Annotated in this window: 17 protein-coding genes; 6 read left to right on the forward strand and 11 right to left on the reverse strand. The window is 46.8% G+C overall.

Annotated elements, in window-relative coordinates:
- Together PN462_RS02275 and PN462_RS02280 are read left to right on the forward strand one after the other, a co-directional pair.
- Positions 1 to 193, forward strand: a 193-nt coding sequence (locus PN462_RS02275) for a hypothetical protein (RefSeq protein WP_272126275.1), incomplete at its 5' end; no start/stop codon positions are given.
- Positions 190 to 396, forward strand: coding sequence for a hypothetical protein (locus tag PN462_RS02280; protein ID WP_272126276.1), 207 nt, complete (start codon positions 190 to 192; stop codon positions 394 to 396). The genes PN462_RS02275 and PN462_RS02280, both read left to right, overlap by 4 nt.
- Positions 397 to 570: 174 nt before the next feature.
- Here PN462_RS02280 and PN462_RS02285 read toward each other — a convergent pair whose 3' ends face one another.
- From PN462_RS02285 to PN462_RS02300, 4 genes are all read right to left on the reverse strand, one after another.
- Entirely contained in the window at positions 571 to 792 is a 222-nt protein-coding gene (locus PN462_RS02285; RefSeq protein WP_272126277.1) for a DUF3368 domain-containing protein, read from the reverse strand.
- Positions 789 to 1,061: a hypothetical protein gene (locus PN462_RS02290; RefSeq protein WP_272126278.1), complete on the reverse strand. Its 273-nt coding sequence runs from the start codon at positions 1,059 to 1,061 to the stop codon at positions 789 to 791. Before PN462_RS02290 ends, PN462_RS02285 begins: the two co-directional genes overlap by 4 nt.
- On the reverse strand, positions 1,058 to 1,306 hold the full coding sequence (locus PN462_RS02295) for a UPF0175 family protein (protein WP_272126279.1): 249 nt from the start codon (positions 1,304 to 1,306) through the stop codon (positions 1,058 to 1,060). Before PN462_RS02295 ends, PN462_RS02290 begins: the two co-directional genes overlap by 4 nt.
- A 232-nt stretch (positions 1,307 to 1,538) precedes the next feature.
- Positions 1,539 to 1,667, reverse strand: a complete 129-nt coding sequence (locus PN462_RS02300; RefSeq protein ID WP_272126281.1) for a hypothetical protein — start codon at positions 1,665 to 1,667, stop codon at positions 1,539 to 1,541.
- Positions 1,668 to 1,868: 201 nt separating this feature from the next.
- On the opposite strand from PN462_RS02300, the gene PN462_RS02305 reads away from it, so the two are divergent.
- The gene (locus tag PN462_RS02305) at positions 1,869 to 3,977 is read left to right on the forward strand and encodes a 3'-5' exonuclease (protein WP_272126282.1); all 2,109 of its coding nucleotides are present in this window, start codon (positions 1,869 to 1,871) and stop codon (positions 3,975 to 3,977) included.
- 195 nt (positions 3,978 to 4,172) lie between these two features.
- Positions 4,173 to 9,635 carry a DEAD/DEAH box helicase gene (locus PN462_RS02310; protein ID WP_272126283.1) on the forward strand — a complete coding sequence of 1,821 codons (5,463 nt, stop codon included), beginning with the start codon at positions 4,173 to 4,175 and terminating at the stop codon, positions 9,633 to 9,635.
- 266 nt (positions 9,636 to 9,901) lie between these two features.
- On the opposite strand, the gene PN462_RS02315 is transcribed toward PN462_RS02310, so the two are convergent.
- The 5 genes from PN462_RS02315 to PN462_RS02335 all read right to left on the reverse strand — a co-directional run bounded on the left by PN462_RS02315 (position 9,902) and on the right by PN462_RS02335 (position 16,974).
- Positions 9,902 to 11,509 carry a response regulator gene (locus PN462_RS02315; protein WP_272126284.1) on the reverse strand — a complete coding sequence of 536 codons (1,608 nt, stop codon included), beginning with the start codon at positions 11,507 to 11,509 and terminating at the stop codon, positions 9,902 to 9,904.
- Between the two features lie 111 nt (positions 11,510 to 11,620).
- On the reverse strand, positions 11,621 to 14,302 hold the full coding sequence (locus PN462_RS02320) for a response regulator (RefSeq protein WP_272126285.1): 2,682 nt from the start codon (positions 14,300 to 14,302) through the stop codon (positions 11,621 to 11,623).
- A gap of 305 nt (positions 14,303 to 14,607) precedes the next feature.
- Positions 14,608 to 15,195 (reverse strand): 5-formyltetrahydrofolate cyclo-ligase, encoded by a 588-nt coding sequence (locus PN462_RS02325; RefSeq protein WP_272126286.1) that lies wholly within the window; start codon positions 15,193 to 15,195, stop codon positions 14,608 to 14,610.
- A gap of 64 nt (positions 15,196 to 15,259) precedes the next feature.
- The gene (locus PN462_RS02330; RefSeq protein WP_272126287.1) at positions 15,260 to 15,964 is read right to left on the reverse strand and encodes a hypothetical protein; all 705 of its coding nucleotides are present in this window, start codon (positions 15,962 to 15,964) and stop codon (positions 15,260 to 15,262) included.
- Between the two features lie 119 nt (positions 15,965 to 16,083).
- Positions 16,084 to 16,974, reverse strand: a complete 891-nt coding sequence (locus PN462_RS02335; protein WP_272126288.1) for a carbohydrate ABC transporter permease — start codon at positions 16,972 to 16,974, stop codon at positions 16,084 to 16,086.
- A gap of 189 nt (positions 16,975 to 17,163) precedes the next feature.
- Here PN462_RS02335 and PN462_RS02340 point away from each other — a divergent pair, with 189 nt between their 5' ends.
- The gene (locus PN462_RS02340; RefSeq protein ID WP_272126289.1) at positions 17,164 to 21,093 is read left to right on the forward strand and encodes a PAS domain S-box protein; all 3,930 of its coding nucleotides are present in this window, start codon (positions 17,164 to 17,166) and stop codon (positions 21,091 to 21,093) included.
- A gap of 10 nt (positions 21,094 to 21,103) precedes the next feature.
- On the opposite strand, the gene tsaA is transcribed toward PN462_RS02340, so the two are convergent.
- A complete protein-coding gene (gene tsaA / locus PN462_RS02345; RefSeq protein ID WP_272126291.1) occupies positions 21,104 to 21,598 on the reverse strand; it encodes a tRNA (N6-threonylcarbamoyladenosine(37)-N6)-methyltransferase TrmO in 495 nt (164 codons plus the stop codon).
- Positions 21,599 to 21,763: 165 nt separating this feature from the next.
- On the opposite strand from tsaA, the gene PN462_RS02350 reads away from it, so the two are divergent.
- A complete protein-coding gene (locus PN462_RS02350; protein WP_272126293.1) occupies positions 21,764 to 22,369 on the forward strand; it encodes a hypothetical protein in 606 nt (201 codons plus the stop codon).
- Positions 22,370 to 22,531: 162 nt separating this feature from the next.
- Here PN462_RS02350 and PN462_RS02355 read toward each other — a convergent pair whose 3' ends face one another.
- Positions 22,532 to 24,460: a S9 family peptidase gene (locus PN462_RS02355; protein ID WP_272126295.1), complete on the reverse strand. Its 1,929-nt coding sequence runs from the start codon at positions 24,458 to 24,460 to the stop codon at positions 22,532 to 22,534.
- Positions 24,461 to 24,779: the final 319 nt, after the last annotated feature.

The raw sequence follows: 24,779 nt of genomic DNA on the forward strand, positions 1-24,779 counted from the left end.
CCCTAAATCCCTCTCCCACAGGGCGAGGGACTTTCAGATTACTCCTTGCAGCATGGGACATGATGGGGTAGCCCTCACCCTAAATCCCTCTCCCACAGGGCGAGGGACTTTCAGATTACTCCCCTTCTCCCCAGGGGAGAAGGGGTCGGGGGATGAGGGGAATAAGTGTTTTATTGAGGAAACCAAACCATGAATACTAAATTAGTTGATTCTCTTGTTCAAATCATTCACTCTTTAACCACAGAAGAAAGAAGAAAATTAGAAGAAAAGTTGTTTTTAGAGACTTCCGAAGTATCATCTGAGGAGATTATACAGCTTACACAGCATAGTCATTCTTTTGACTTTCTCGAAAATGAACCTAAGATTTATACCTTAGAAGATGGAGAACCTGTTTAATGTCCCTCAAAAAAGGAGATATTGTCTTAGTCCCATTTCCTTGTAAACTGTTACGCTTTTAATTTGTGTGTTAGGAAGAGGCAGGAGGAAGGAGGCAGAAGGCAGGAGCTTAAAGACAGTACCCAAGTTAAATGCACATCAGCTTATTCATACATGGAAATAAATCAAATAAATCTACTTTTCCCCCGATAATACCAAAATTTTGTCATACAAAGAAGGAGAAATCCAAAATGTAGAATCTTCGATTAACTTATCCATCAAAGGCTTAATCGCTGCAACAAATCCCTTTCTTTTTCCCTCTAGTAATATCCCTAATAACCCCGTAATTTTAATTCCCAAACGTTGCGCCTCAGCCCTGCCTCTACGCTCATCAATCAATAATAAATTAGTCTTCAATTCCAAACCAAAACAATCGCTTCAGACTCTCCCAAATCCAATTTAGCCTGTTCTTGTAACGCTTTTACTTGTTTAGGGTTACTCACAGACATAACTGCCAAAACTGGAGGGTCTTCTTGCTGTAACTCATCAAAGAGTTGAGGATGACCTTTCGCTAACTCCTCCGCAACTGCTTGCGGGATAATTACCGTTTTGTAAAGTTCTCGAAGGAGAAAGAAATGTCCAATAGAAATTACATTAGTGATTACAGAAGTATCGCTAATAATCACAAACGTCCCAACTCCTGTAAATTTTGTAAATCCACTTCAAAATCTTCCACATCGTACTGATACAAAGGAATATTCCGTGACTTCAATAAATCTCGAAAAGCATCAACATCCATTTGCGCCATTTTCGCTGCATAGCCTACCGTTAATCGCCCCAACTGAAATAAATGTAAAGCAATCTCCTGTAAAAATTCCGTCGGTGTCAACTCAGAAGCCTCTAAAAATTCATCAGAAATCGTTAAACTCATCTGCTCTTTATTTGATACTCTATTTTTATAATATGTCCTTTTTCTTCAACCGCCTCAAACAAATTCGGAATAGTAGTAGTAGTAGGGTGGGCATTGCCAGCCCTGTCAAGGTGAGAAATTGTAGAACGAGACACCGTTGTTTCAGACACTTGTGAGAGACATTTTCTCCCCCTCTCCCAAGCTTGGGAGAGGGGGTTGGGGGGTGAGGGCGACTCCAAACCGCCATATCTCGTTACCCACCTTGACAGGGCTGGGGCTTTAGCCCTACACCATAATCAAAACAATTATTAGCTTTTAAAAGTTTAGCAGCATTAAGACTTTCTTGAGCTTTATTTATAAGATTATGTTGTTGATTATTCATATTTTAATGCCTTCTTTATGAACATTAATAAGTAATTTTTTGCCATCAGTTGATTTCCCTCCTTCTCCCTCTCTGTGTCTCTGGGGTGACATTTCTCATCAAACGCTTCAGACTCCCCCAAATCCAAGAGACTCAAGCCCAACTTGGAGACACCTATCCCAACGTGCTAAATTAGGAATAACAATACATCACTCACTCACTATGACTGCTTGGGCCGTCTCCATCACCGATACCTTCCTCAATGAAATGGTCACGTTACCGCAGAAAGTCAGTAAGAAAGTGACAAAAGCGGTAAAAGTCCTCGAACATGACCCCATTTCTGCCCAAGGGGATGCCAAAAAACTCAAAGGCTACACCCCCAACATTTATCGCATTCGCATTGGCAATTACCGAGTCTTCTATAGCTTTGGCGAAGGTTGGGTTAAACTCCTCAGCGTCCGGAAACGGGATGAACGCACCTACGAAACCGAAATCCCCAACTTTGAGACACCCCCCCCACCTCCCAAAGCATTAGACAACTGGGAACTCTCAGAAGTCCCTCAACCCCAAACCCCTGCTCCCCCCACCCCAGAGAAAGAACCAGAAACCGTCCCCCCAAGCCAAGACACCACCTACACCACCGCCCTTCCCTTCCAACTTACCCCAGACCTCCTGAAAAAATGGCGAATCCCCCAAGAATACTGGCAAGACTTGCTCAATATTCCCAACTCCGAAGCCCTCCTAGAACTCCCCCTCAGTGATCAACTCCTCAATCGTATTCTAGACAACCTCTACCCCCGTCCCCTCAACGAAATCGACAGCCAACCGGAATATCGCCTGCAACAACCAGAAGACTTAGATCGCTACTTTGAAGGGGATATTAGTGCCTTTCTCCTGAAACTCAGCCCCGAACAAGAAAAACTGCGAGACTTCGGGAAACAAGGCCCCATCCTCGTCAAAGGGGGCCCCGGTAGCGGCAAATCTACCCTCGCCCTCTATCGCGTCAAAAAACTACTAGACTTGGGCTACACCTCCATTCTCTTTACCACCTACACCAACGCCCTCGTCACCTACTCCGAACAACTCCTAGAACAACTCCTCGGCCAACCCCCCAAAGAGGCCGGAGTGGAAGTCACCACCGTTGACTCCCTCACCTACCACTATTACGTCAAAACTTACGGACGCACTGGCTTTGCCAAGGAAGAACAATGCCTAACCCATTTAAAAACCGCCTTAGCCACCACAGAGATTCCTGCTAAAAATGTGTTTGACCGTCAAGTTCGCCAGCAAACCTTAGAAAAGCTAGGACTCTCTTACCTCCTGCAAGAATTTCTAGAAGTCATTGAATCGCGGGGAATTGAGACCCTCACAGATTACTGTAATATTTCTAGGACAGGGCGAGGGGTTCCCCTCAAAGCCAATATCCGCGAGGCCATCTGGGCAGTGTACCAAACTTGGAGTGATATCATGGCGCGAAAGGGACTAAAAACCTGGGAAAAAATGCGCTGCGAAGCCTTAAAAATTGTCACCCAGAAGGCTGCGGACTCTTTTCCTTACGACGCGGTGATTATTGACGAGGCCCAAGACTTATCCCCCGTTGCCCTGCGCTTCCTCCTTGCCCTCGTCCCCGACTTAACCGGAGTCTATCTCACCGCCGATGCCTCCCAATCCCTCTATCAAAAAGGGTTTAGCTGGAAACAAATTCACGCGGATTTAAAAGTCGCCGGACGCACTTTACTCCTGAAACGGAACTATCGCAACACCCAACAAATTAGCGATGCTTGCGCCGTCATTCTGGCCAATACAGAAGCGGGGGACCAAGACTGCCTCCACCAACAACCCTCCCCCTACCAAGGCGACTCCCCAAAAATTCTGCTGGTTGAGGAGGAAGACCAAGAAATTAAGGCCATTCGGGACTTCTTCCTCAAGGCCGCGAAAAAATACCGCCTTCCCCTGCATGGTGGTGCTATCCTATGTCCTAGGAGTCAAACCGCTAAAAAATACGCCAAAAAGCTGGATGCCTTGGGACTCAAAGCCAAATATGTATCGGGGAAAAAAATAGACATTAAAGCCCCCTATATTAAAGTGTTAACTCTCCACGCTGCCAAAGGGTTAGAGTTTCCCTTCGTGGTGGTGGGACTCACCCATAATGACTTCCCCAAACGGGACTCTACCCTACCTGATGCAGAAGTTGCTACAGTGGTGAATGCCCAACGACGTTTATTTTACGTCGGTTGTTCTCGCGCTATGCGGGCTTTAATGGTGTGTGATAGTCCAACGCAGTCTTCTTCTTTTCTTGAGGGTTTACAGGGTCTTTATTGGGAGTCCTAATTATTGTTTGAAACAACGATTTCTCGTTGCCCAATTTGCCACTTTGACAGGTATGGGCGATGCCTATCCTACTGTTTCAGTACCGGGTGAATTTTGTTATAATTAACAATCGAGTATTATTCCTAGAGTAAGAGCAAAAATGGGATCAGTTATTAATTTATTGATTATTAAACAAACTATTGGACTATTAGTATTATGTTGTTAAAAAATTTAATTGAAAAAGGTAAAGATGGGATTAAAGCGACCAGTACCTTGATTGGAATAGAGGCCCTTCCTCAACCTCTTGATTGTACGGGGGTGGAATATCTTACTGTTGAAGAAATTGAGGCTCTATTTTCTGGGATTCCCAAGGATTGGGATTTTGTGAAACTGGCTGAGGTGATTGCTGTTGAAACGTTAACGGATTCTTTGGCTGAACAACTGACTGAGTATGTTAAGCAACGGCAAAATCAAAAACCCTCGGACCCTCATCCCCCAGACCCTTCTCCCAAAGGGAGAAGGGGAGTCGAGCAGGGAGTCGATCAAGTCCCTCTCCCTGGGGGAGAGGGATTTAGGGTGAGGGCAAACCCAACTCACTCTCTCGATATCTTTAACCTCCGTGATGAAGTGATCGGGGACTACCGCAACTATATTGAAAGTTTTCTCAAAATTCGGGATAGCAAAATCAAAACTTTTGTTCAAGAGGAACTGGATAAGGGAGAACTGTGGCGTGATCCCCTGATCCAACTGAACCCTTCTTATAAAGCGGGTGCAACGGTGACTGAGTTGGTCAACCAAGGTTTACTCCATCCTGACTGCGCTCAATATTTCTCTAAGAAGGGTCAACCCTTCCGTTTCCATTACCACCAAGAACAAGCCTTTCGCTGCGCCTACCGGAATGAACCCTATGTTCTCACGACGGGAACGGGGTCTGGGAAAAGTATGACCTATGTTGTGCCGATTTTTGAGGATTTGTTGCGTCATCCTGAGATTAAAGGGGTACGGGCAATTTTGGTCTATCCCATGAATGCTCTGATTAATTCTCAGAAGGAAGAATTTGAGAAATTTCTCAATAATGTTCCCCATAGTCCTATTCGGGTTGCCCAATATACGGGACAAGAAAGCCTTAGCCAAAAAGTTGAAATTCAGAACAATCCACCCCATATTCTCCTAACCAACTATGTGATGCTGGAGTTGATGCTGACTCGTCAGCATGAGGAACAGTTGGTGACTTCTCCTCAGCTTAAATTCTTGATTCTCGATGAACTCCATACTTATCGGGGTCGCCAGGGAGCAGATGTGGCGGTGTTGGTGCGGAAATTGCGCCAGCGTTGTGGTCAAGACCTTCTCTGTATTGGGACTTCGGCTACCATGTCCACGGAAGGGACTAGGGAAGACCGTTTGGAGACGGTGGGGGCGGTGGCGAGTAAACTGTTTGGGGTTGAGGTGGCCCCTGAGAATGTGATTGATGAAACCTTAGAACGCTCTCTCCCTTATCCTGAGCCAACGGTTGAGCAATTGCGGGATTGTTTGGCGGCTGCTTTTCCCTCTGAGAGGGAGCAAACCCTGGAGGCGTTTGAAACTTATCCGCTTAGTGGGTGGATGGAAATGAATTTTGGTCTGGCGCGAGAGAAGGGACGGTTGGTGCGTCGGACTCCTATTTCTTTAACTCAAGGTGCGAAACAATTAGCCCAACAGGTTTACGGGGATGAGGCTCAAGGGGAGTTTGAGGGGTGCTTAGACCGACTTAAACAGATGTTTCTGTGGGCGAGTAAGGTGAAGGGACTGCCTTTCCGTCTCCATCAGTTTATTTCCCAAGGGGGGAGTGTCTATGGGACTATTGAACCGCCTGAGCAACGTTTCCTGACGCTTGAGGGGCAATATGCGACGACTCAAGACCGTTTACTCTATCCGGTGGTGTTTTGTCGTGAATGTGGACAGGATTATTATTTGGTAAGGCGGAACCAAGAGTCTCAGATGCTTACGCCTCTGTTGCCTAATGTGATCGACAGTGAGGCGGATGCGGAGGGGATTGAGGAGGGTTATATTACGCTGGATGAGCCAGGACTTTGGGAGCGTAGTGATGAGGACCGTTTGCCGGATACTTGGTTTCGCTTTACGAAAAGAGAAGGGCGTGTTCCTAAGAAGGAGTATGCCCGCTATATTCCCCGGAAGCTCTTTGTCGCTCCCAATGGGCGTTATAATGAGTTGGGACTGGATGGGTCCCAGTCGGCTTGCTGGTTTATCCCGAAACCGTTTCGCACTTGTTTGAATTGTGGGGTGGTGCATCGTAGTAATGCCAGTGAGTACCGGAAACTCTCTCGCCTGAGTAGTGAGGGGCGTAGCACTGCAACGACGCTGCTTTGTCTTTCTACGGTGAACCGTCTCCGTCAACATCCTGTGATTTCCCCGGAGGCGGGTAAGATTCTCAGTTTTACGGATAATCGCCAAGATGCATCTCTGCAAGCGGGACATTTTAATGATTTTGTGCAAACGAGTTTTTTGCGGGGGAGTTTGAATCAAGCTTTGCAAAGGAATCAAGAGTTAACCCATGGTGAACTAGCGATCGCAGTTGTACAAGAAATGGGACTCTCTCAAGACGATTATGCCCTACAACCGGCGGAGTTTGGGGCAGGAAAACGCCGCAATGAGAAAGCCTTTCGCCATTTTGTCGAATACCGTCTTTATGAAGATTTACGCCGGGGGTGGCGCATTGTCCAACCGAATTTAGAACAATGTGGGCTATTGACCATTGAATATGAAGAACTCGAAGAAACTTGTCAAGGTACGAAACTTTGGCAAAAATACCCCCATCCTATTCTCCTGCAAGCCAGTCCCAGGGAACGGCAGATCGCTGCTAAAGCCTTTCTCGACCACCTGCGACGGGAGTTGGCCATTGATGCGGAATTGCTACAACCCGAGAGGATTGAAAAACTCAAACGGGAGGTGGTCCAAGGGTTAAAAGACCCTTGGACGGTGGATATGAATGAACGACTCTATGAGGCCAAATGGGCCACCCTTACGGGGGGGAAAAATGCCGGGAAAGGTCAAGTTAAACTGACGGGACGGAGTAAGATTGGGCGTTTTTTGCGATCGCCTCAAGCCTGGTCTGGGTTAACAGAGACGCTCCCAGAAGCCCAGTATAGCAACCTGATCCAAGCCTTAGTTAAAATTTTGTCTGATTCTGGGTATTTAGTGCAAGGGCAAGACGGGCTACAACTGCGCATTGATGCCATGGTCTGGCAAGCGCGACAGGTGAAGACCATTCCCCTTGATCCCTTAAATTCTAAACGCCTCCAAGGAGATGAAACCAGGGAAATAGAAGTTAATCAATTTTTCCAAAACTTCTATCAACACAACGCCTCAACCATTCAACAATTAACCGGACGAGAACATACAGGACAAGTCCAAAGCGAAGACCGCAAAACACGAGAGGAGGAGTTTCGGACAGGAAAACTAGCCACCCTTTTCTGTTCCCCGACCATGGAATTAGGAATTGATATCGCTGATCTCAGTGTGGTTCACCTGCGTAATGTGCCTCCCTCCCCCGCCAACTACGCCCAACGCAGTGGTCGAGCCGGACGAAGTGGCCAAGAAGCTCTCGTCATTACCTATGCGTCGGTGGGCAGTGGCCATGACCAGTATTTTTATAAACGGCAAGAGCAAATGGTGGCGGGTATCGTGGCCCCCCCGAAGCTGGAATTGGCCAACCCAGACTTGATTCAATCTCATATCGACTCGGTTTGGTTAGCTTATACAGGGGTTAATTTGGGGAGTTCTATGAATGAGATTTTAGACTTAGATCAAGAAGGCTATCCCCTCAAAGAATCCCTTCGCGCTCAACTGACCCTCACGCCTTCAACCCTGCAAAAATGCGCTGAGGCGGTGCAAACGATGCTTCAGGATACTTTTTGCCAAAATGACCTGAACCGCACCTCTTGGTACTCCACAGACTGGTTACAATGCACGTTAGACAAGGCGTTGAACCGTTTTGATCGGGCTTGCGATCGCTGGCGTAGGCTGTACAGTGATGCCGTCACCCAACTCCAAGAAGCTCGCCAACAAATTGACCGGTCCGCGCGAGGAAAAGTGACCAACGAGGAACGTCAAAATGCAGAAGCTTCAGAACGAGAAGCCCAACGACAAATTGATCTATTAGTGGCTCAAAACACGGGTGGACGTAGCCAAACGGAAAATGACTTTTATCCCTATCGCTACTTTGCCGCCGAGGGTTTTTTACCAGGCTTTAACTTCCCCCGTCTTCCAGTGCGATCTTATCTTCCTAACCGCGATCGCGGTGTCTTTGTCTCCCGTCCTCGCATCGTTGCCATTCGAGAATTTGCCCCCAGTAACATCATCTACTACGAAGGCAATAAATTCCAAATCGCCAAAACCCGAGTCCCAGTGCGAGGTTTAAAATACCAACGAGTTGCCCTTTGTCCCAGTTGCAGCTACTTTCAGGACTACACCCGTGATACCTGCGAAAACTGTAACGCCCGCATTCAGCCAGATAATTATGGCAACCCCGCCAAACTCAATCGTATCTTACCCATGGAAACCATGATTACTCGTCGTCGAGAACGCATCACCTGCGACGAAGAAGAACGCCTCAAATACGGCTACAATATTACCACCCACTTCCGTTATGCCTCACAACGCCAAGACCCCGCCACCGTTTTAGCCGCAGATGGAACTGAATTACTCAAACTCACATACGGAGAAACCGCCCAACTGTGGCGCATCAACCGAGGACTGCGAAAAGGAAAAGACGAACGAGGGTTTAAGCTAGATATAACCACAGGGTTATGGGGAGAGAGTCGTTCAGAAATTCCCCCAGAAAACCTGCACAATGAAATTAATCTCATGGTGACAGATACCAGTAATATTTTGATCATTGAACCCGTCTCTCTCCCCAACACCCATCAAGAAGCCTATCTAGCCAGCCTTCAGTATGCCCTAGAACGCTCCATTCAAGCCGTTTTTAAACTCGAAGACAACGAAATAGCCTCTGAACGCTTAGGACAAGGGAATCATCTTCTTTTCTGGGAAGCCGCAGAAGGAGGAGCAGGAGTCCTGTCCCAAATCCTTGAAAATCCTCAAGCCTTCCAATTCTTAGCTCAATCTGCCCTGGATATCTGCCATTTTATTCACAACAAAGAAAGTTGTACCCAAGCCTGTTATGAATGTTTATTATCTTACCGCAACCAATTTGATCATCCCCTACTGAACCGTCATCTAATTAAGCCTTTACTACTCCAATTACAAGAGAGTAAATTAGATCGTTCTCACCCCATTGTTAATTCTCCTAACCCAGAAGCTCAAAGTAATCAAACAACCCTCTTAAACCGGGATGAGCAATATCAAAAACTTGTAGAGCAAACTGACCCTAACTCCCCCTTTGAGCGAGAAGTCTTACAAGCCATCTATCAACAGGGAATCCAACTGCCTGACTCTGCCCAGACCTTGATTCCTGAAGCCAATTGTAAACCAGATTTCCTCTATCACAATAGTAAGATTGCGATATTTTGTGATGGTTCAATTCATGATCATCCTGACCAACAAGCCGAAGATCGAGTCAAGCGAGACAATTTAGAATGGAATGTCGGTTATCAAGTTATCTCTTTCAACTATAATGAAGATTGGCGATCTAAGCTCAATCAACTAGCTAGGCTAATTTAAAGACCCCTTGGATTAAAACCCAAGGCTAATAGCTAAAACCCGTTGAAAACAACTTGAGACACCCAGAAATTACCCATTTATTTGATTCCTTCGTAGCTGAAGGGGAGACAAAGGTTTGACTTCTTAAAAAACTAGAAAAATGAAATTTGTTCCCAGTTCCGGAGTTCCCAGTTCCGGAGTTCCCTGTTCTCTCAAGACCAAATTAAATTATCATTTTCACATAACAAGTTCGGTAGAACCTTAATTGTTTAATTGTTAATTGTTAATTATTCCGGTATTCCCCATAACTTCATTTCTTCCTCCGTCGCGCTGACAATATACCAACCATCCACACTCACCGCAACCGCAGTAATAGGTTGTAAATGTGCCTTAATTTGACGAATTAAATCCCCCGTTTGTAAATCCGTAATTGTCACCATCCCCTTTTCATCCCCACTGATCACACAACTGCCATCTGGACTCACCACCAACGAAGTTACCCCAAAAGATTGAATATTCAACGGGCCCAATAACTCCCCAGTTGCCGTATCCCAGAATTTAATATTCGTTTCGTGAGACCCACTCAGCAACGTTTGACCATCGGGAGTTAAAGCAATAGAAGTTGCTCCCATAGAATCATCATTGAGAGGCCCTAATAACTCTCCTGTCGCATAATCCCAGAGCTTAATATTACTATCCGCAGAACTGGTAATAATAGTGCTACTATCTGGGGTGACAACAACACTGGTAATTCCCAAAGATTGGTCAGCCAAAGGCCCCAACAACTCCCCAGTGGTTGTATCCCAACATTTCATATTATTTTTAGGCGCACCCGTCAACAAGGTTAAACCGTCGGGGGTGACGGTTAAACAATGATTGCCTTTCGATAGGGTGTTAAATTGTAGTTGTTTTTGTAAGCTATAAAATTGCCAACGATTGATATAGGTATCAAGGCCGCAGGAAAATAAGCTCACTCCATCTGAACTCACGGCCAAACCATGAATCCCTTTATTGAGGACTTCTGCCTCAATATGTAAACATTCAAACGCCTCGTAGTCCATTGCCTCCGGTGCAGCGACTTCGGCAAGGGGGTCACTGTCTTCTGAGGGGGTTTTACTGTCTAATGAGGGTTCATCGGACAGAATAAAGGTTGCTGCTTCGCCATTGTCTGAGGTATCTTCTTCAACTACTTCTGAGTCAGAGGGGGAAACAGGGGAGAAGGGATCAGCAGAAACAACTTGTTCGTCTTGTTCTTCTCTGGGGGTTTCTGTCGGGGTAAAGGGGTCTGTGGAGACGACGGACTCGTTAGAAGGTGGAGTCAGGGGAATGGCTTCTTCTTGGTCTGCGGTTGGTGCTGGAGAGTCCACTACAGGGGGTTTTTCGTCTGGAGGTGGGGCTTTAGAGGGGGTTTGCTCTTGTTTGGCTTTAGAGGGGGTTTGCTCTTGTTTGGCTTTGGGAGGGGTTTGAGAGGGAGTTGGCTCTTTTTTCGCTTTGGGAGTGCCAGTACGAGGGTTATCTACATTTTTAATCGCTCGTTTAATGGCTTTTTGAAAAGGTTTGCGCTCAATAGGGTGTTTGACTACCCCAATATAATCCAGATAATCAGCTAAGGTTTCTTCTACTGGGTCATCTGGGTTGGCGACAACAACCGTGGGAATTGTTCGGAGTTTGGGGTGATCTTGGGATTTTTGAACAATTTTCCAACCATTAATGTCCGGCAGAGCATATTTAATGACCATCAGGCGAAGATAGGGGTGTTCGTCTTTGATGGCCACTAAGGCCGCTTTACCGTCTAAGGCTTCCACAACTTCAAATTTTCCCCCCGGTAACATTGACCGTAAGGCCATGCGAATGTCGTGGTTATCTTCGATAATGAGGACTTTGTTCTTCGCCATGATTCTGTGCTTGGTTGGTCGTTTGAATGGGTGATGGGTTATGGGTGATGGGTGATGGTAGATTCTCTGCTGTCCTCTGTCCTACCCCGAATTCCTCAAACTATGAGTGCGTCATCCCTGATAGCCCCATACTCTGATTGTATTATCTCGACTGCCACTGACAATAAAGCGGCCATTGGGACTGATGGCAACAGAACGCACTAGGTCAGTATGTCCGGTTAAGGTGTTTAAGAGTTCTCCGGTGTGAAAGTCCCAAATTTTCACGGTTTTGTCTCGACTCCCACTAATAATGATATTCCCGTCGGGACTGAGTGCGACACTGGTGACGGATTTGGTATGGCCGCGGAGGGTGTGTAGGATGTGGCCAGTTTTGATATCCCAAATTTTCACGGTTTTGTCTCGACTGCCACTAATAATCGTTTGACCATTGGGACTAAAGACTACGGCCCGAATTTCATCACTATGGCCTAATAGGGTTTGCTGGGCTTTTTTGGTTTTAAAGTCCCACAGTTTAATGGTATGGTCTCGACTGCCACTGACGACTTGATTGCCGTCGGGACTGACGGAGAGGTCCACTATTCCCCGTGAATAGCCCTGAAAACTGCCTTTGGCTTTCCCTTGAATAATATCCCAATATTGAATGGCTGGGACTCGCCGCACTAAGCCTAAAAAGTTGAGAATGGGGGAGATTTTGGCGGAGGGAATGCGATTGAGAAATGCACCTAGGCCGCCTTCGTATTCGGGTTTGACGGTGTTTTCGATGCTGGCGGTGATGGCGGTTTTGCCGTCGGGACTGACGGTGAGGACAAAGACGTTATGGTTGCCTCCGTCAAAGTGGTTTAATTCGTTGCCTCCTGCTAAGTCCCAGACTTTGACGGTGTTATCAATGCTGCTGCTGATTAACCGTTCGCCATTGGGGGTAATGTTGACGGATAAAACGGCGGCTTTGTGGCCGTCGAGGATGCGTTTTTCTCGTCCGGTGATTAAGTCCCAGATGCGGATGGTGTGGTCTTTACTGGCGGTGGCGAGGGTGCGACTGTTGGGCGCGATCGCAATATCCTGCACCCAGTAAGAATGACCCGTTAACACCTGTAAACATTGCACGCCCCCCCAACTGGAAATCCCTTGGCTGGTTTGCGGGTGTTTGAGATGCTCCATGAGCAGTTGTTCGGCGGTTTCTTGGACCGGGCCCCTGGTTTCTTTCACCGCTTGCAACACCAATTGATAGCCTTTCTCCTCGTACTGAAACGCCGCTTTCAGGGCGGCAAGGCGTTTTTCTTCCCTCTCACTCTGATACCCTTTCAGCACGTCCTCAAATTTCTGAAATTGCGGAGTCCCTTCTGGTTGTTCTGGGCTGATCTCCGGTGGGGGGGGAAATTCTAAGGGCGAAACTGCCTTACGATCTTCGAGAACTGTGGCTTCTGACTCGCCGGATTCCGGGAGATTTTCCGCAAAAGACTCTTGACTGTTGTACTGTTCTATGTTAAAATGGGAAGCTTCCTCTTGAGCCACTTCTGGCTCCGAGTCCGATAGAAATTCCTCCGATAGAAATTCCTCCGATAGAAATTCCTCCGAGTCCGGCAGGGGGTCAGGGGGCGGGGTCTCGCTTTCCCCGTCCTGACTGGGTTGAGGAGACCTCTGCCAATCAAAAGCGGCTTTCTCCTCCTCCTGTTCCTCGCGTTCTTCTGGTGGGGGTTTGGTGGCCGGAGGCATCCGATACAAACTGGCAAAAACCCCCTCACTAAAGGGTTTATTGCCAAAGGCCGTTAATTCTGCGTCCCCTAAACTGGGGGTCGCTTCGTCTTTGTTGTTCGACTCTTGAGACTGCTTTGCTGAGGAGTCTGAGTCTGAGGAGTCTGAGTCTGAGGAGTCTGAGTCTGAGGAGTCTGAGTCTGAGGACTGTTTCTCATTCCGACGGGGGCGACGAATATAACTGATCATACTTTGAGAGAGGTCATCCTCCTCAAAGGAAAAGGAGTCGGTGTCGTCCTCCTCCTCGTCTTCCGTCTGTTCCTCGTCTTCGGTTTGTTCCTGCTGGGGTTGCTCCCTTTCATCTGTCTCAGACGGGGAGTTGGCTGCGGTTTCGGAGTTAAAGATAGTGTCTTCGGTCTCAGTAGAGGGGAACTGTTCTGCCTTCTCCTCGTCTAAAAAATGAAGATCAACGGATACATCACTATTCTCTTGATCTTCTGTTGCGGGAAAGTTGCTCTCGGAAACGGACTTGTTGCCCTCTTGGGTTTCCTCTGCGAGGGGAGTCTCTGGGAGGGGTGAGGCCGTTTCCTGTTTTTTTTCTTCCTGTTTTGCCGCGTCCGGGTTTTCTTCCTCTGCTACGGGACTAGACGCGGGCAACTCTGTTGGTTGCGGGGGACTCTCTTGTCCGGCATTGGAGAGAGTGGGGGAGTCTTCTGGGGAGGTTGAGGCGGATTTTACTTTGGCGATCGCAGCCTTAATTACCCCCTTTAAATCCTGTTCATCAAAGGGTTTCGACAAAAACGCCACAAAAGGATAGGACAATTGACGGCTTTCTGTGGACGGGTTCATCAAGACTAAAGGAACATTGGGAAGGTTACTATCCCCATGGAGATATTCCACCAATTGCCAACCACTCATTTTCGGCAGTTGAGCATCCAGAATAATAAACCGGAGGTTCATTCGTTCCTGTTGGATGAGGGAGAGACCTTCTTCTCCATCTCTCGCTTCTTGAATGTCGTAATTCCCCTTGGGCAACAGTTCTCGAAGCTGCGTCCTCATCTGTGGGTTTTCATCAATAATCAGAACTTTACGATTCGCCATGATGCTTTAGATGATCGGAGGTTGGGGACGCAGATAAGGACTACACACAACTGCATCGCTGACTCGCTTTGCCTCGAAGCGTGGACGCGCCCTCTGTTAACATAGTATTCCCCAGACGGACAGCAAAAGACATCTTGAATAAATTTTATACATTATCAGCAAGAATGATATCTTGATAGTTCTCTGAGAGGCAGCAACCATTACAGAAAAATCAGTCATTCATCCTTCGATTTTAAATCGAAGGATGAATGACACTTAAAGGCTTTAGCCTTCTGTTTGCGCAGTCCCCATCTAAAACTTATAACTTAGATGGGGTTAGCAAAATCAAGCACCGTCTGATCCGTACAAACCCCTTGTAACGGTTGATCCCAGGCTTCCTTCGGGAGTTGGGGGACGAGGGCAAAATCAAACACAATACCAATGGTTGGAATGTTTGACCAATCGGGAGTAGCGAGGAGTCGGTCATAAAATCCACCACCATATCCTAACCGATATCCCTGTTCGTCACAGGCCACCGCCGGAACTAAAATTAAATCCACCTCTTGCCCCTGTAAGGTGGGTAAACTGGCACTGGGTTCAAAAATGCCATAGGCCCCGCTTTCTAAGCCGTCTGTGGTCTTCCAGCGATGCCAGATGAGGGATTTATCGACACATCGAGGCAACCCCCATTGTTTCTCGCTGGTTTTAAAAAGGGGGGTGAGATCAGGTTCTTGTCGAAAGCTGGTATAGGCTAAAACGGTGTTGGCCTCCTGAAAAAGCGGTAGGCGTTTTAAGCGTTGACAAAGGGTGTGGCTACGAATTTGCCAGTCTTGGACGGATAAAGATCGCCGTTGCTTTAAAAAGGTTTTGCGGAGTTGTTTTTTGTTCGGGGGGGTTGGTGTTTGTTCCAGCATGAATGACTTGTAGAAGCCCACTAGAGGCAGCATAGCAGCATCAGGGCAAGCTCTCAAGGGACGGTTAAAATCCCCGATTGTGGGCTTTCCACCCTAATTCTAATAACGCTAAGTTCCGTTGTACACGGTCTGGACTCTGGACTAACTGCACTAAGCGGTTACAATCAGAACGACTCACCGCATTACATCCCCAAGAGAGAAATTCCTCAACTGAAACTCTTGTCCCGTCGGGTTTATACCAGTTGGACCCAAAATTGGCTCGTTCTCCGTTGGGATAGTTCCAGTTTGTGCCAAAATTGGCCCGTTCTCCGTTGGGATAATTCCAGTTTGACCCAAATTTGGCGCGTTCTCCGTTGGGATAATACCAATTACTGCCAAAATGAACCGCTTGGCCGTTGGGATACGTCCAATTGCCGTTTCTCCTTCCGGAAAACCCACAACTGACCTGTTGTTCACTTTCCACCATCCGGGTTAACGGGGTATTCCCATCCCCAATGGTGGCCAAGGTGGTCATGATGCGCAATGCTTCGCACTCCTCATTATATTGGGGTAAAGAACGGCGAGTTCGGGTGGTTCTCCGGCTTGTTCTCCCGCAATATAATGCTTCTAACCGGACTAATGTGTGATCGTCTAATCCATTTAAAATGGCTAAATTCCGTACTTCTCGAATTTGCAGACATTGGCGAGTTTCTGCCCAAACGGGAGGGGTTATCCCTCCCCATAAGGGAAGGAGTAATAGTAACCCCCCTAACCCTACGCGATAGTTCATGATCTTCTCCGATCCCTAAACGCTAACAATCGCTGATCATCGTTTAACCTGTTTTCAACGGGTTTAAGCTCTGTACATTCAGCTATCAGCCTTGACTCCGCAACTCTTAAAACGCTTACTTAAAAGCGAATATTACTATAAGTGGCTCTCCCCTGAGAAATATATAAATTGAGAATTGACAGAGCGAGAATAATTAAAAAGAGAATCAAGCCAATGGTACAAGCATAACTAATTTCGAGATTCTGAAAGGCTTGCTCATAGACATAATACACCACGGTTTTGGTACTGTTATTCGGGCCGCCTTGGGTCATAATAAAGACCTCCTCAAAGACCTTGGTGGCTGAAATCGCCGAAATAACTGCCACTAGAATTAAATAGGGCCGCATCAGAGGAATGGTAATATCCCAATGTTTCCGCCACCCATCGGACCCATCAATGGCTGCGGCTTCGTATAATTCTGGGGGGATGGACTGTAACCCGGCGAGATAAATGACCATGTAATAGCCTAACCCTTTCCAAATGGTTACGACCATGACACTGGGTAATGCTAATTGGGGACTGGTTAACCAAGGAATTCCCTCAGTAAATCCTAATGCTTGTAAGGACTCATTAAATAGGCCATTGGAGGCATAGAGGGCTTTCCAGGCAATGCCCGCGACAACCATCGAGATGACCACGGGAGTATAGAAACTCATGCGAAACCAGTTGATCCCTTTTAAGGGGGGATTGACTAAAATGGCTAAAATTAGAGGAACAATGACTAAAATTGGCACAACGCCAATTAAATACCAGAAAGTATTGATGAGGGTGCGCCAAAATGCCTCATCTTGCCAGAGACGTTGAAAATTCTCCCACCCTATCCATTGGGGGGTTTGGGTTAAGTCGTATTCATAGCGGGCAAAACTGAGGGAAAAGGCTTGTAAGGCTGGCCAGAAGACCGTTAACCCTAAAATAATTAATGCGGGCAAAAGGAATAGATAAGGGGTGAGCCATTGCCAATTTCTTGGCATTGTTCTTTTTTTCATGGGCAAAAATGTGATCAGAATAACAGTTTTCGGGTCTTTAGATATAGTTCAATCAAGAAGGGTGTAAACCATAAAACATTAACGCCGTCAGCTTGGTTTAAAGCGTTGCGCTGTAAACTAATTGATTTTCGCCGAATCTTGCACAATCACGCGCTTAACTCACCAGTGGAATCATTGCAGAAGGGTCAAGTCGGGTCAAACCAAAGCCCAGCACAGTTTGTTCAAAACCCCGACTCTTTCACGTCGAAGGATTTAACCACCTTGGATGGTTTATTCTCGCAGGAGGGAGGGGAAAGCGACAAGACCCTGTTGGCCTTCCGGTTGTTTCTGGCGTTACCGGTCCCGGTGGCGGTAGCGAGGGGGTGCGATCGCCAGTTACTCTATGCTAATATCCCCTTTCAGGAAATTTTTGGCCCCCTGTCTCCGGATGCTAGTGAGACGGATACCCTCGACCAATATTTTGAGACGGGGGTTTGGACGGTGATCAAACAAGCCCTCTGGCAATATGGGGCTTTAGATAATTATGAATTACAACTCTATCGAGACAATGGGACTTGTCTCTGGAGTCAAGTTTCCCTAAAACTCGTTGATCTTGACGAAGACTCCTTAATTCTCAGCACCTTTCGCAATATCACCTATCCGAAACAAATTGAGCAAATTCTCCATGAAAGTCAACGCACCTTTTCTCACTTAATCGGTCATATTCCGGGGATTATCTACCGTTTCCGTAATGATGCCATCCGGAGTTGTGAATATATCAGCGAAGGCTGTTTAACGCTTCTGGGATATGCCCCTAGAGAATTTTTGCAAACCTCTGACTTATCCGTACATTCTCTCATCGACCCCCAAGACAGACAACGGGTAAAAGACACCATTGCCGAAGCCTTAGCCCATCAAAGCACCTATGCCGTCGAATATCGCCTCTCTACCCGGTCTGGGACGCAGAAATGGGTGTGGGAACAGGGCAGTGGGCTATTTACCCCCCATGGGGAATTAATGGCTCTAGAGGGCTTTATTAGCGATATTACAGAACGAAAACGGGCCGAAGAAGAAGTAAAACTGTTACAAAAACTGACTCGCGCGATCGCAGAAGCCCCCAACTTCCACGCCGCCCTAGAATTAGTCCTCTCCCAAGTCTGTCAAACCACCGGCCTCGACTTCGCGGAAGCCTGGCTGCCCAACAGCGAAAAAACCGCCCTTAACCTAAGTTCCGCTTGGTACACCCACCACCACCAAGAAGCCTATTATCAATTTCGCCAATCCAGTTATACCTATCAATTTGGCTACGGCCAAGGACTACCGGGGTTAGTCTGGTCCACTCAAACCCCCCAATGGTTTGCCGATGTCTCCTCCGACGGCCATTTTCTCCGCCGACAACTAGCCCAAACCTGTAACTTAGGCATTGGCCTAGGCATTCCCATCTTAGCCCAAGAGCAAGTGGTGGCCGTCCTCGTCTTTTTTCAAGTCAAACCAACAACCAGTCCCCCTCCCGAAACCGTTGCCTCTCGCTTCATTGAATTAATTTCCACCCTGGCCACCCAACTGGGGGGAATTATGCAACGGAAACAAACCGAAGCGGCCCTACAAGAAAGTCAACGACAACTCAGTAGTTTAATTAATGCCCTCCCCGGCATTTTCTTCCAAGCGAAAAACGCCCCCGGTTGGCCGATGACCTATTTAAGCGAGGGATGTCACCGTTTAACCGGGTATTCCAGAAAAGACCTGATTACCCAAAATTATCATTCCTTTGACCAGATTATTCACACCGAAGACCTAGGCCAAGTGTTAACGGTAATTAATAACAGTGTCACCCAACAGAAACCCTACGTGGTGGAATATCGTATTCAGACCAAAACCGGGGAGGAAAAATGGGTCTGGGAAAAAGGCCATGGGGTATATGACGACAGTGGAGAAATTTTAGGGATTGAAGGCTTTATCACAGATATTACCGAACGAAAAACCGCCGAACAAGCCTTACATTCCTATGCGGGGGAACTGCAAGCTCTCTTTGCGGCCATGACCGATATCATTTTAGTCTTAGATGCCCATGGCCGATATTTAAAAGTCGCCCCCACAAACCCCAGTCGCTTATATTTACCCCGTGAGAAGTTAGAGGGGAAACAGTTAGGGGATATTTTCCCTCCAAAACAGGCCCAGTTTTTCTTGGGGTATATTCGAGAAGCCATTGCTACGGGAAATGCGAAGCATAATGTCGAGTATCATTTAGAGCTTGAGGGACAACAGGTGTGGTTTTCGGCCACCATTTCCCCTACTCCCGATAAAACCGTGTTATGGGTTGCCCGGGATATTACCGAGTATAAACAATCCCAAGAGGCATTACGACAAGCGGAAGCGAAATACCGCAGTATTTTTGAAAATGCGGTGGAGGGGATATTTCAAACGACCCCTGATGGACATTATATAAGCGCGAATCCAGCGTTGGCCAAAATTTATGGTTATGAAACCCCAGAGGAGATGATTGAGGGGTTAACGGATATTGAGCATCAACTGTATGTTAACCCGGAACAGCGTCAGGGCTTTGTCCAGTTAATGCAGGAACAGGATGCGGTGGTGGGGTTTGAGTCCCAGATTTATCAACGGGATGGGACCATTATTTGGATTGCAGAAAATGCCCGGGCTGTGCGGGATGAAAGGGGGAATTTGCTCTATTATGAGGGGATGGTGGTGGATATTACGGAGCAGAAACAGGTTAAGGAGGAACTCCACCAACGGGCCTATTATGACACTTTGACGGGGTTGCCCAATCGCGCTTTGTTCCGGTTGCGGTTGAGTCACGCGCTACAAAATGCCCGTCAGGGGACTCCGGAGCATCCTTATCGTTTTGCGGTGTTATTTTTAGATTTAGACCGTTTTAAGGTGGTGAATGATAGTTTAGGCCATTTGATTGGGGATCAGTTGTTAATTGCCATTGCTCGTCGGTTAGAACAATGTATTCGCATTCAGGATGTGGTGGCCCGGTTGGGGGGCGATGAGTTTACAATTTTGTTGAATGAGATTAATAGTTTGAAAATAGCGACGCAGGTGGCCGAACGAATTGAACGGGAATTGCGATCGCCGTTTTATCTCGGAGGATATCAAGTTTTTACGGGGGTGAGTATTGGCATTGTCTTGTGTAGTCATCCCAGTTACCCTCCCTCTCCCCATCAGTTTTCCCATTCCCATATTCCCTTAATGAGTCCGTTTTATGAAGACCCAGACGACTTACTCCGGGATGCAGATACGGCACTCTATCAAGCGAAAGCGCAGGGAAAAGGCCGATATGAATTGTTTGATCCCACCATGCACCAAAGTGCGGTGACACAGTTAGAAATTGAAACGGAGTTAAGACAAGCCTTAGAATTGGGTCAGTTTATGTTATTGTATGACCCGATTATTTCGTTAAAAACCGGACAATTACAGGGGTTTGAGGCATTATTACGCTGGGATCATCCAGAGAAAGGACTCCTTGAACCTCAAGATTTTTTAGAGATTGCTGAGGAAAGTGGCTTAATTTTGCCCCTGGGTCAATGGATGTTAAAAACCGCTTGTCAACAACTTCAATATTGGTGTTCTTTGCTGCCCTCAAAACAACGAGTTTTATTACATTTGAATATTTCTAGAAAGCAGTTTCTACAATCAGATTTAATTGAACAAATTGACGAAATTGCCCAATCAATTGGGTTAGACCGTTCTTTATTGCGTTTAGAAATTACGGAAAATATCTGGCAAAAAAATATAGAAGCAGTACAATTGCAACTCCAAAAACTCCAAGACCGACAGATTCAACTCTGTCTTGATGAGTTTGGGTTAGGGTATTCTTGTTTAGAGAATTTACAACAGTTTTCCATTTACTCTCTAAAAATAGAATCTGCGTTAATTCGTGCTATTCCAGAAGACCGACGAAAAACAGATATTACTCATATTTTACTGATGTTAGCAGAGAGTTTGGGATTAGAAGCGATCGCGCAAACCGTAGAAACCCCCCAACAACTCCAAAAACTGCAAGAATTTGGTTGCACTTTTGCCCAAGGGCCGTTATTTTCCCCTCTTCTTTCCTCCCAAGACAGTATAGAACGAATCCAACAACAAATCCCGTGGTTTTAAGTCGGCCTTATTATAGAAAGCGATCATCCGATTTACGGTTAACGACTTGACCTTTTGCTTGTTCCACCCAACCCATTTTCACCTCAGTACGGGGATCAAAATCAGGAATATAAGGTTTAATATCCAAAACAGGAGTCCCATCCAACATATCTACATTGACAATATGCAGAATATTCTCATCCCGTCGCAACAGTTGTACAATGGAGAGGCCAATGGGATTAGGCCGGGCCGGCGATCGCGTGGCAAAAACCCCCCGTGTTTCCGTATCCAGAAAAGGAACAACCGTTAATTGAGAATTTTGGATTTGGTGTAAGTGATAGATCAAGATCAGATGGGAAAACCCCTCAAGATCCTGTAATCCTGGGGCAAACTCCGGTAAAACCTCCACCGTTCCCTGAATTCCCTCAGCCCCAGTCGGTTGAATGGGCATTCCGACCCGATCTTGAAAGGGACTATGGACAGTTGCGATCGCCTGAAATTGTATCGTCATTCGTTGTTGCTGCATCGGACAAAACCCTTAAATAACTCTTTGCACCGTCAAGATCAATTTTAGAGGTTAATTCCAAAAATCCTGCTAAGGAAAGAGGGGAAGGTCTCTCAACTCACCGATGGGAGAGATAGTTTCACCTCGTTAAGGTGAAAATAAGCAGCAATATTACAATAACTTTTTATGTCTTTGACCAAACAAGCTCTTATTCCCCTCACCGTAACCCTTTTAGCGCTATTCGGACAAACCCCAGAAGTCAACGCAAAACCCGAAACTCCCCAAAACAGTCCGGCCACCCCATCCGCCGTCAAACAGACGCGACAGGACTCCCTACGTGATACCCTGCGCGAAATTACCCAAGCGTTTAACAACGAGAATTTAGCGGCCTATATGGACATCCTACACCCAGACTCCCCCTATCGAGACATTCATCGACAGCGCATTAAAACCTTATTTTCCAGCCACAATGTGCAGGCCAACATCAATAATGTGTATATCATCGAGCAGTCCGATGACCATGCCATGATCCGATATGATCGCACCTTTTATGATAACGAAGGAGAAGACTACCGCGATCGCCGGAGTACAGTGATCAGTGAATTAAGAAAAGTCGATGGAGATTGGCGATTTTATGCCACAGAAATCCAAAACATCGAGTTTTTAGAAAGCGGCATGAATAACCCAGACAATGGCGCAGACTTCGAGTCCAGTGATCTCATTCCAGAACGAGTCCCAAACCAAGATTGCGCCACAGGTATTTGTGATGATGGGCCATTCTCTGAACGGTAAGAAGAAATAGAATACAGAAAAAAGAAAAAATCGGGGTAATTCAAAAATTGCCCCGACTCTCATGACAACAACAGATGAAAACCCATAACTCTCTCTGTGTCTCTCTGTGTCTCTCTGTGTCTCTCTGTGTCTCTGTGGTTTATATCCCCCTCAACCCATCCATTAAGCAGACTCCAAATTCATAATTTCCACAGGTTCTATCTCATCTGCGGGTTGATACCCAAACACCTGCGAATAGAAATAAAACTCCCCTTCTAAAGCACGTTTAATATTCTCAGAGCGACGAAACCCGTGTTGTTCCCCCTCAAAGGGAACATAGGCCACCGGAATTCCCTTCTCTTTTAACGCATTCACCATCATTTCCGCTTGGTTAGGAGGAACCACCTTATCCTCTAACCCTTGGAAGAAAATCACCGGACAGGATAACTTTTCGGTATGATGAACAGGCGATCGCTGCTCATAAATCTCCTTCTCCTCTGGATATTCCCCAATTAACCCATCCAAATACCGCGACTCAAACTTATGGGTTTCTTGGGCTAAACTCTCTAAATCACTCACCCCATAATAACTCGCCCCCGCCTTAAACACATCCTTAAAAGTCAAAGCCGCAAGGGTAGTATAACCCCCCGCACTTCCCCCAGCAATCGCCAACCGTTCCCCATCTACACGGCCTTGCTGGGCCAAATATTTAGCCGCATTTGCACAGTCATTCACATCGACAATTCCCCAATTCTTCTGTAACCGTTGCCGATATTCTCGACCATATCCCGTACTTCCGCCATAATTAACATCGAGAATAGCAAAACCGCGACTGGTCCAATATTGATACCGTAACCGCAAAGATGCAGACGCAGACGCAGTGGGGCCCCCGTGACTGCGCACTAATACTGGCGGTAATTCTCCCTCTGGGGCCGTATAATCTTTATTCTGAGGCGGATAGAACCACGCATAGGCCGTTTTCCCCTCCTCCGTGGGAAACTCAATCTGTTCTGCCACTGATAAATAACCGGGATCAAGTTCTAAAGGACTCGATTTTTTCAACGTCACCCGTTCCCCCGTCTCCTTATCCATACGGATCAGTTGCGTGGATTCAGTAAAGGAACTCGCGATAAAATAAATAAAATTATCCTTGAGTTGCACCGACCCAATACTGGTAAACGGCAGATCAAACGGTTGCAACGACTGTCTCTCCGGGTTTAGTCGCGCTAAATAACTCTGACCATTTTGGGAATAGGTACACAGTAAACTGGTTTCGGACTCAAAAATATAGGGTTTAATCCCAAACACCCAATGGGGATATCCAAACTCCGCATTTAGCGGTAAAATCGGCTTTACAGTGTCATTCACGTAGCGATAGAGATTCCACCAATTGCTTCTATCCGACACAAAATATAATACCCCATGAGGAGAAAAGGCCGGAGCGCAAATAGATTCTTCGTCTCCTCCGGCAATCTCTTGCGCTTCTCCTAACGTACCATCCTCTTGGATCGTTGCCCGTTTTAATCTTGTCCCATCCCAAGGCATTTTAGGATGATCCCATTCTATCCAGGCCAGTTGGGTCCCATCGGGACTGAGACGAGGGGAAGAATAGAAGTCACTCCCAGAGACCATAACTTGTACCTCTCCCGTATTAATATCTACCGTTGCAAGGGTGTTTTCCGGTTCACTGTCCGGGTTACTATGGTCTTCACACACACAAATTAAGCGATTCCGGGTTTGATCCAAAATTGCATCCGCATACCGTAAAGCATTCTCCGGAGTCAGGGGTTGGGGGTCTTCGGAGGGGGTATGTTTATAGAGACGTTGGTCAGCAAAATTGACAAAATAAATTGTCCCCTCTGCAATTAAATAAGACCCTCCCCCGTATTCATGGACACGAGTGCGAACATTAAAGGGACTAGGAGTCACATCCGTCACCACCCCATCAGGAGTTTGTCGGACTAACACATTACGTCCCCCCTCAGAGGGTCTTCCTTCTGACCAGTAGATATCTTCCCCATCTAGGGTAACTCCCCCCAGTCCCACTGCACCAGAGAGAATCAGATCAGCAGTGATGGGAGATTTCCAAGAACCAAAGGGTGCTGTTTGCATTGATCTTTTGTATTCCTAGCTACAGTTCTTAGTTTACCGTGGCAAGTCTTGGAGCGTTTGTCATCTATCTTTTGTGGTTACTTGGGGAAAGGATGGGGAGAATGTGAACTGGGGAATAACGACTAATTTGTAACTTGTTTGTCTTTCAACCCAAGGTGTATTTCTTGCATTTAACATTACCAGCCCTGTCAAGGTGAGAAATTGTAGAACGAGACACCGTTGTTTCAGACACTTGTGAGAGACATTTTCTCCCCCTCTCCCAAGGTTGGGAGAGGGGGTTGGGGGGTGAGGGCGACTCCAAACCGCCATATCTCGTTAC

The organism is Spirulina sp. CS-785/01 (assembly GCF_028330525.1).
GTDB lineage: Bacteria > Cyanobacteriota > Cyanobacteriia > Cyanobacteriales > Spirulinaceae > JAQMSD01.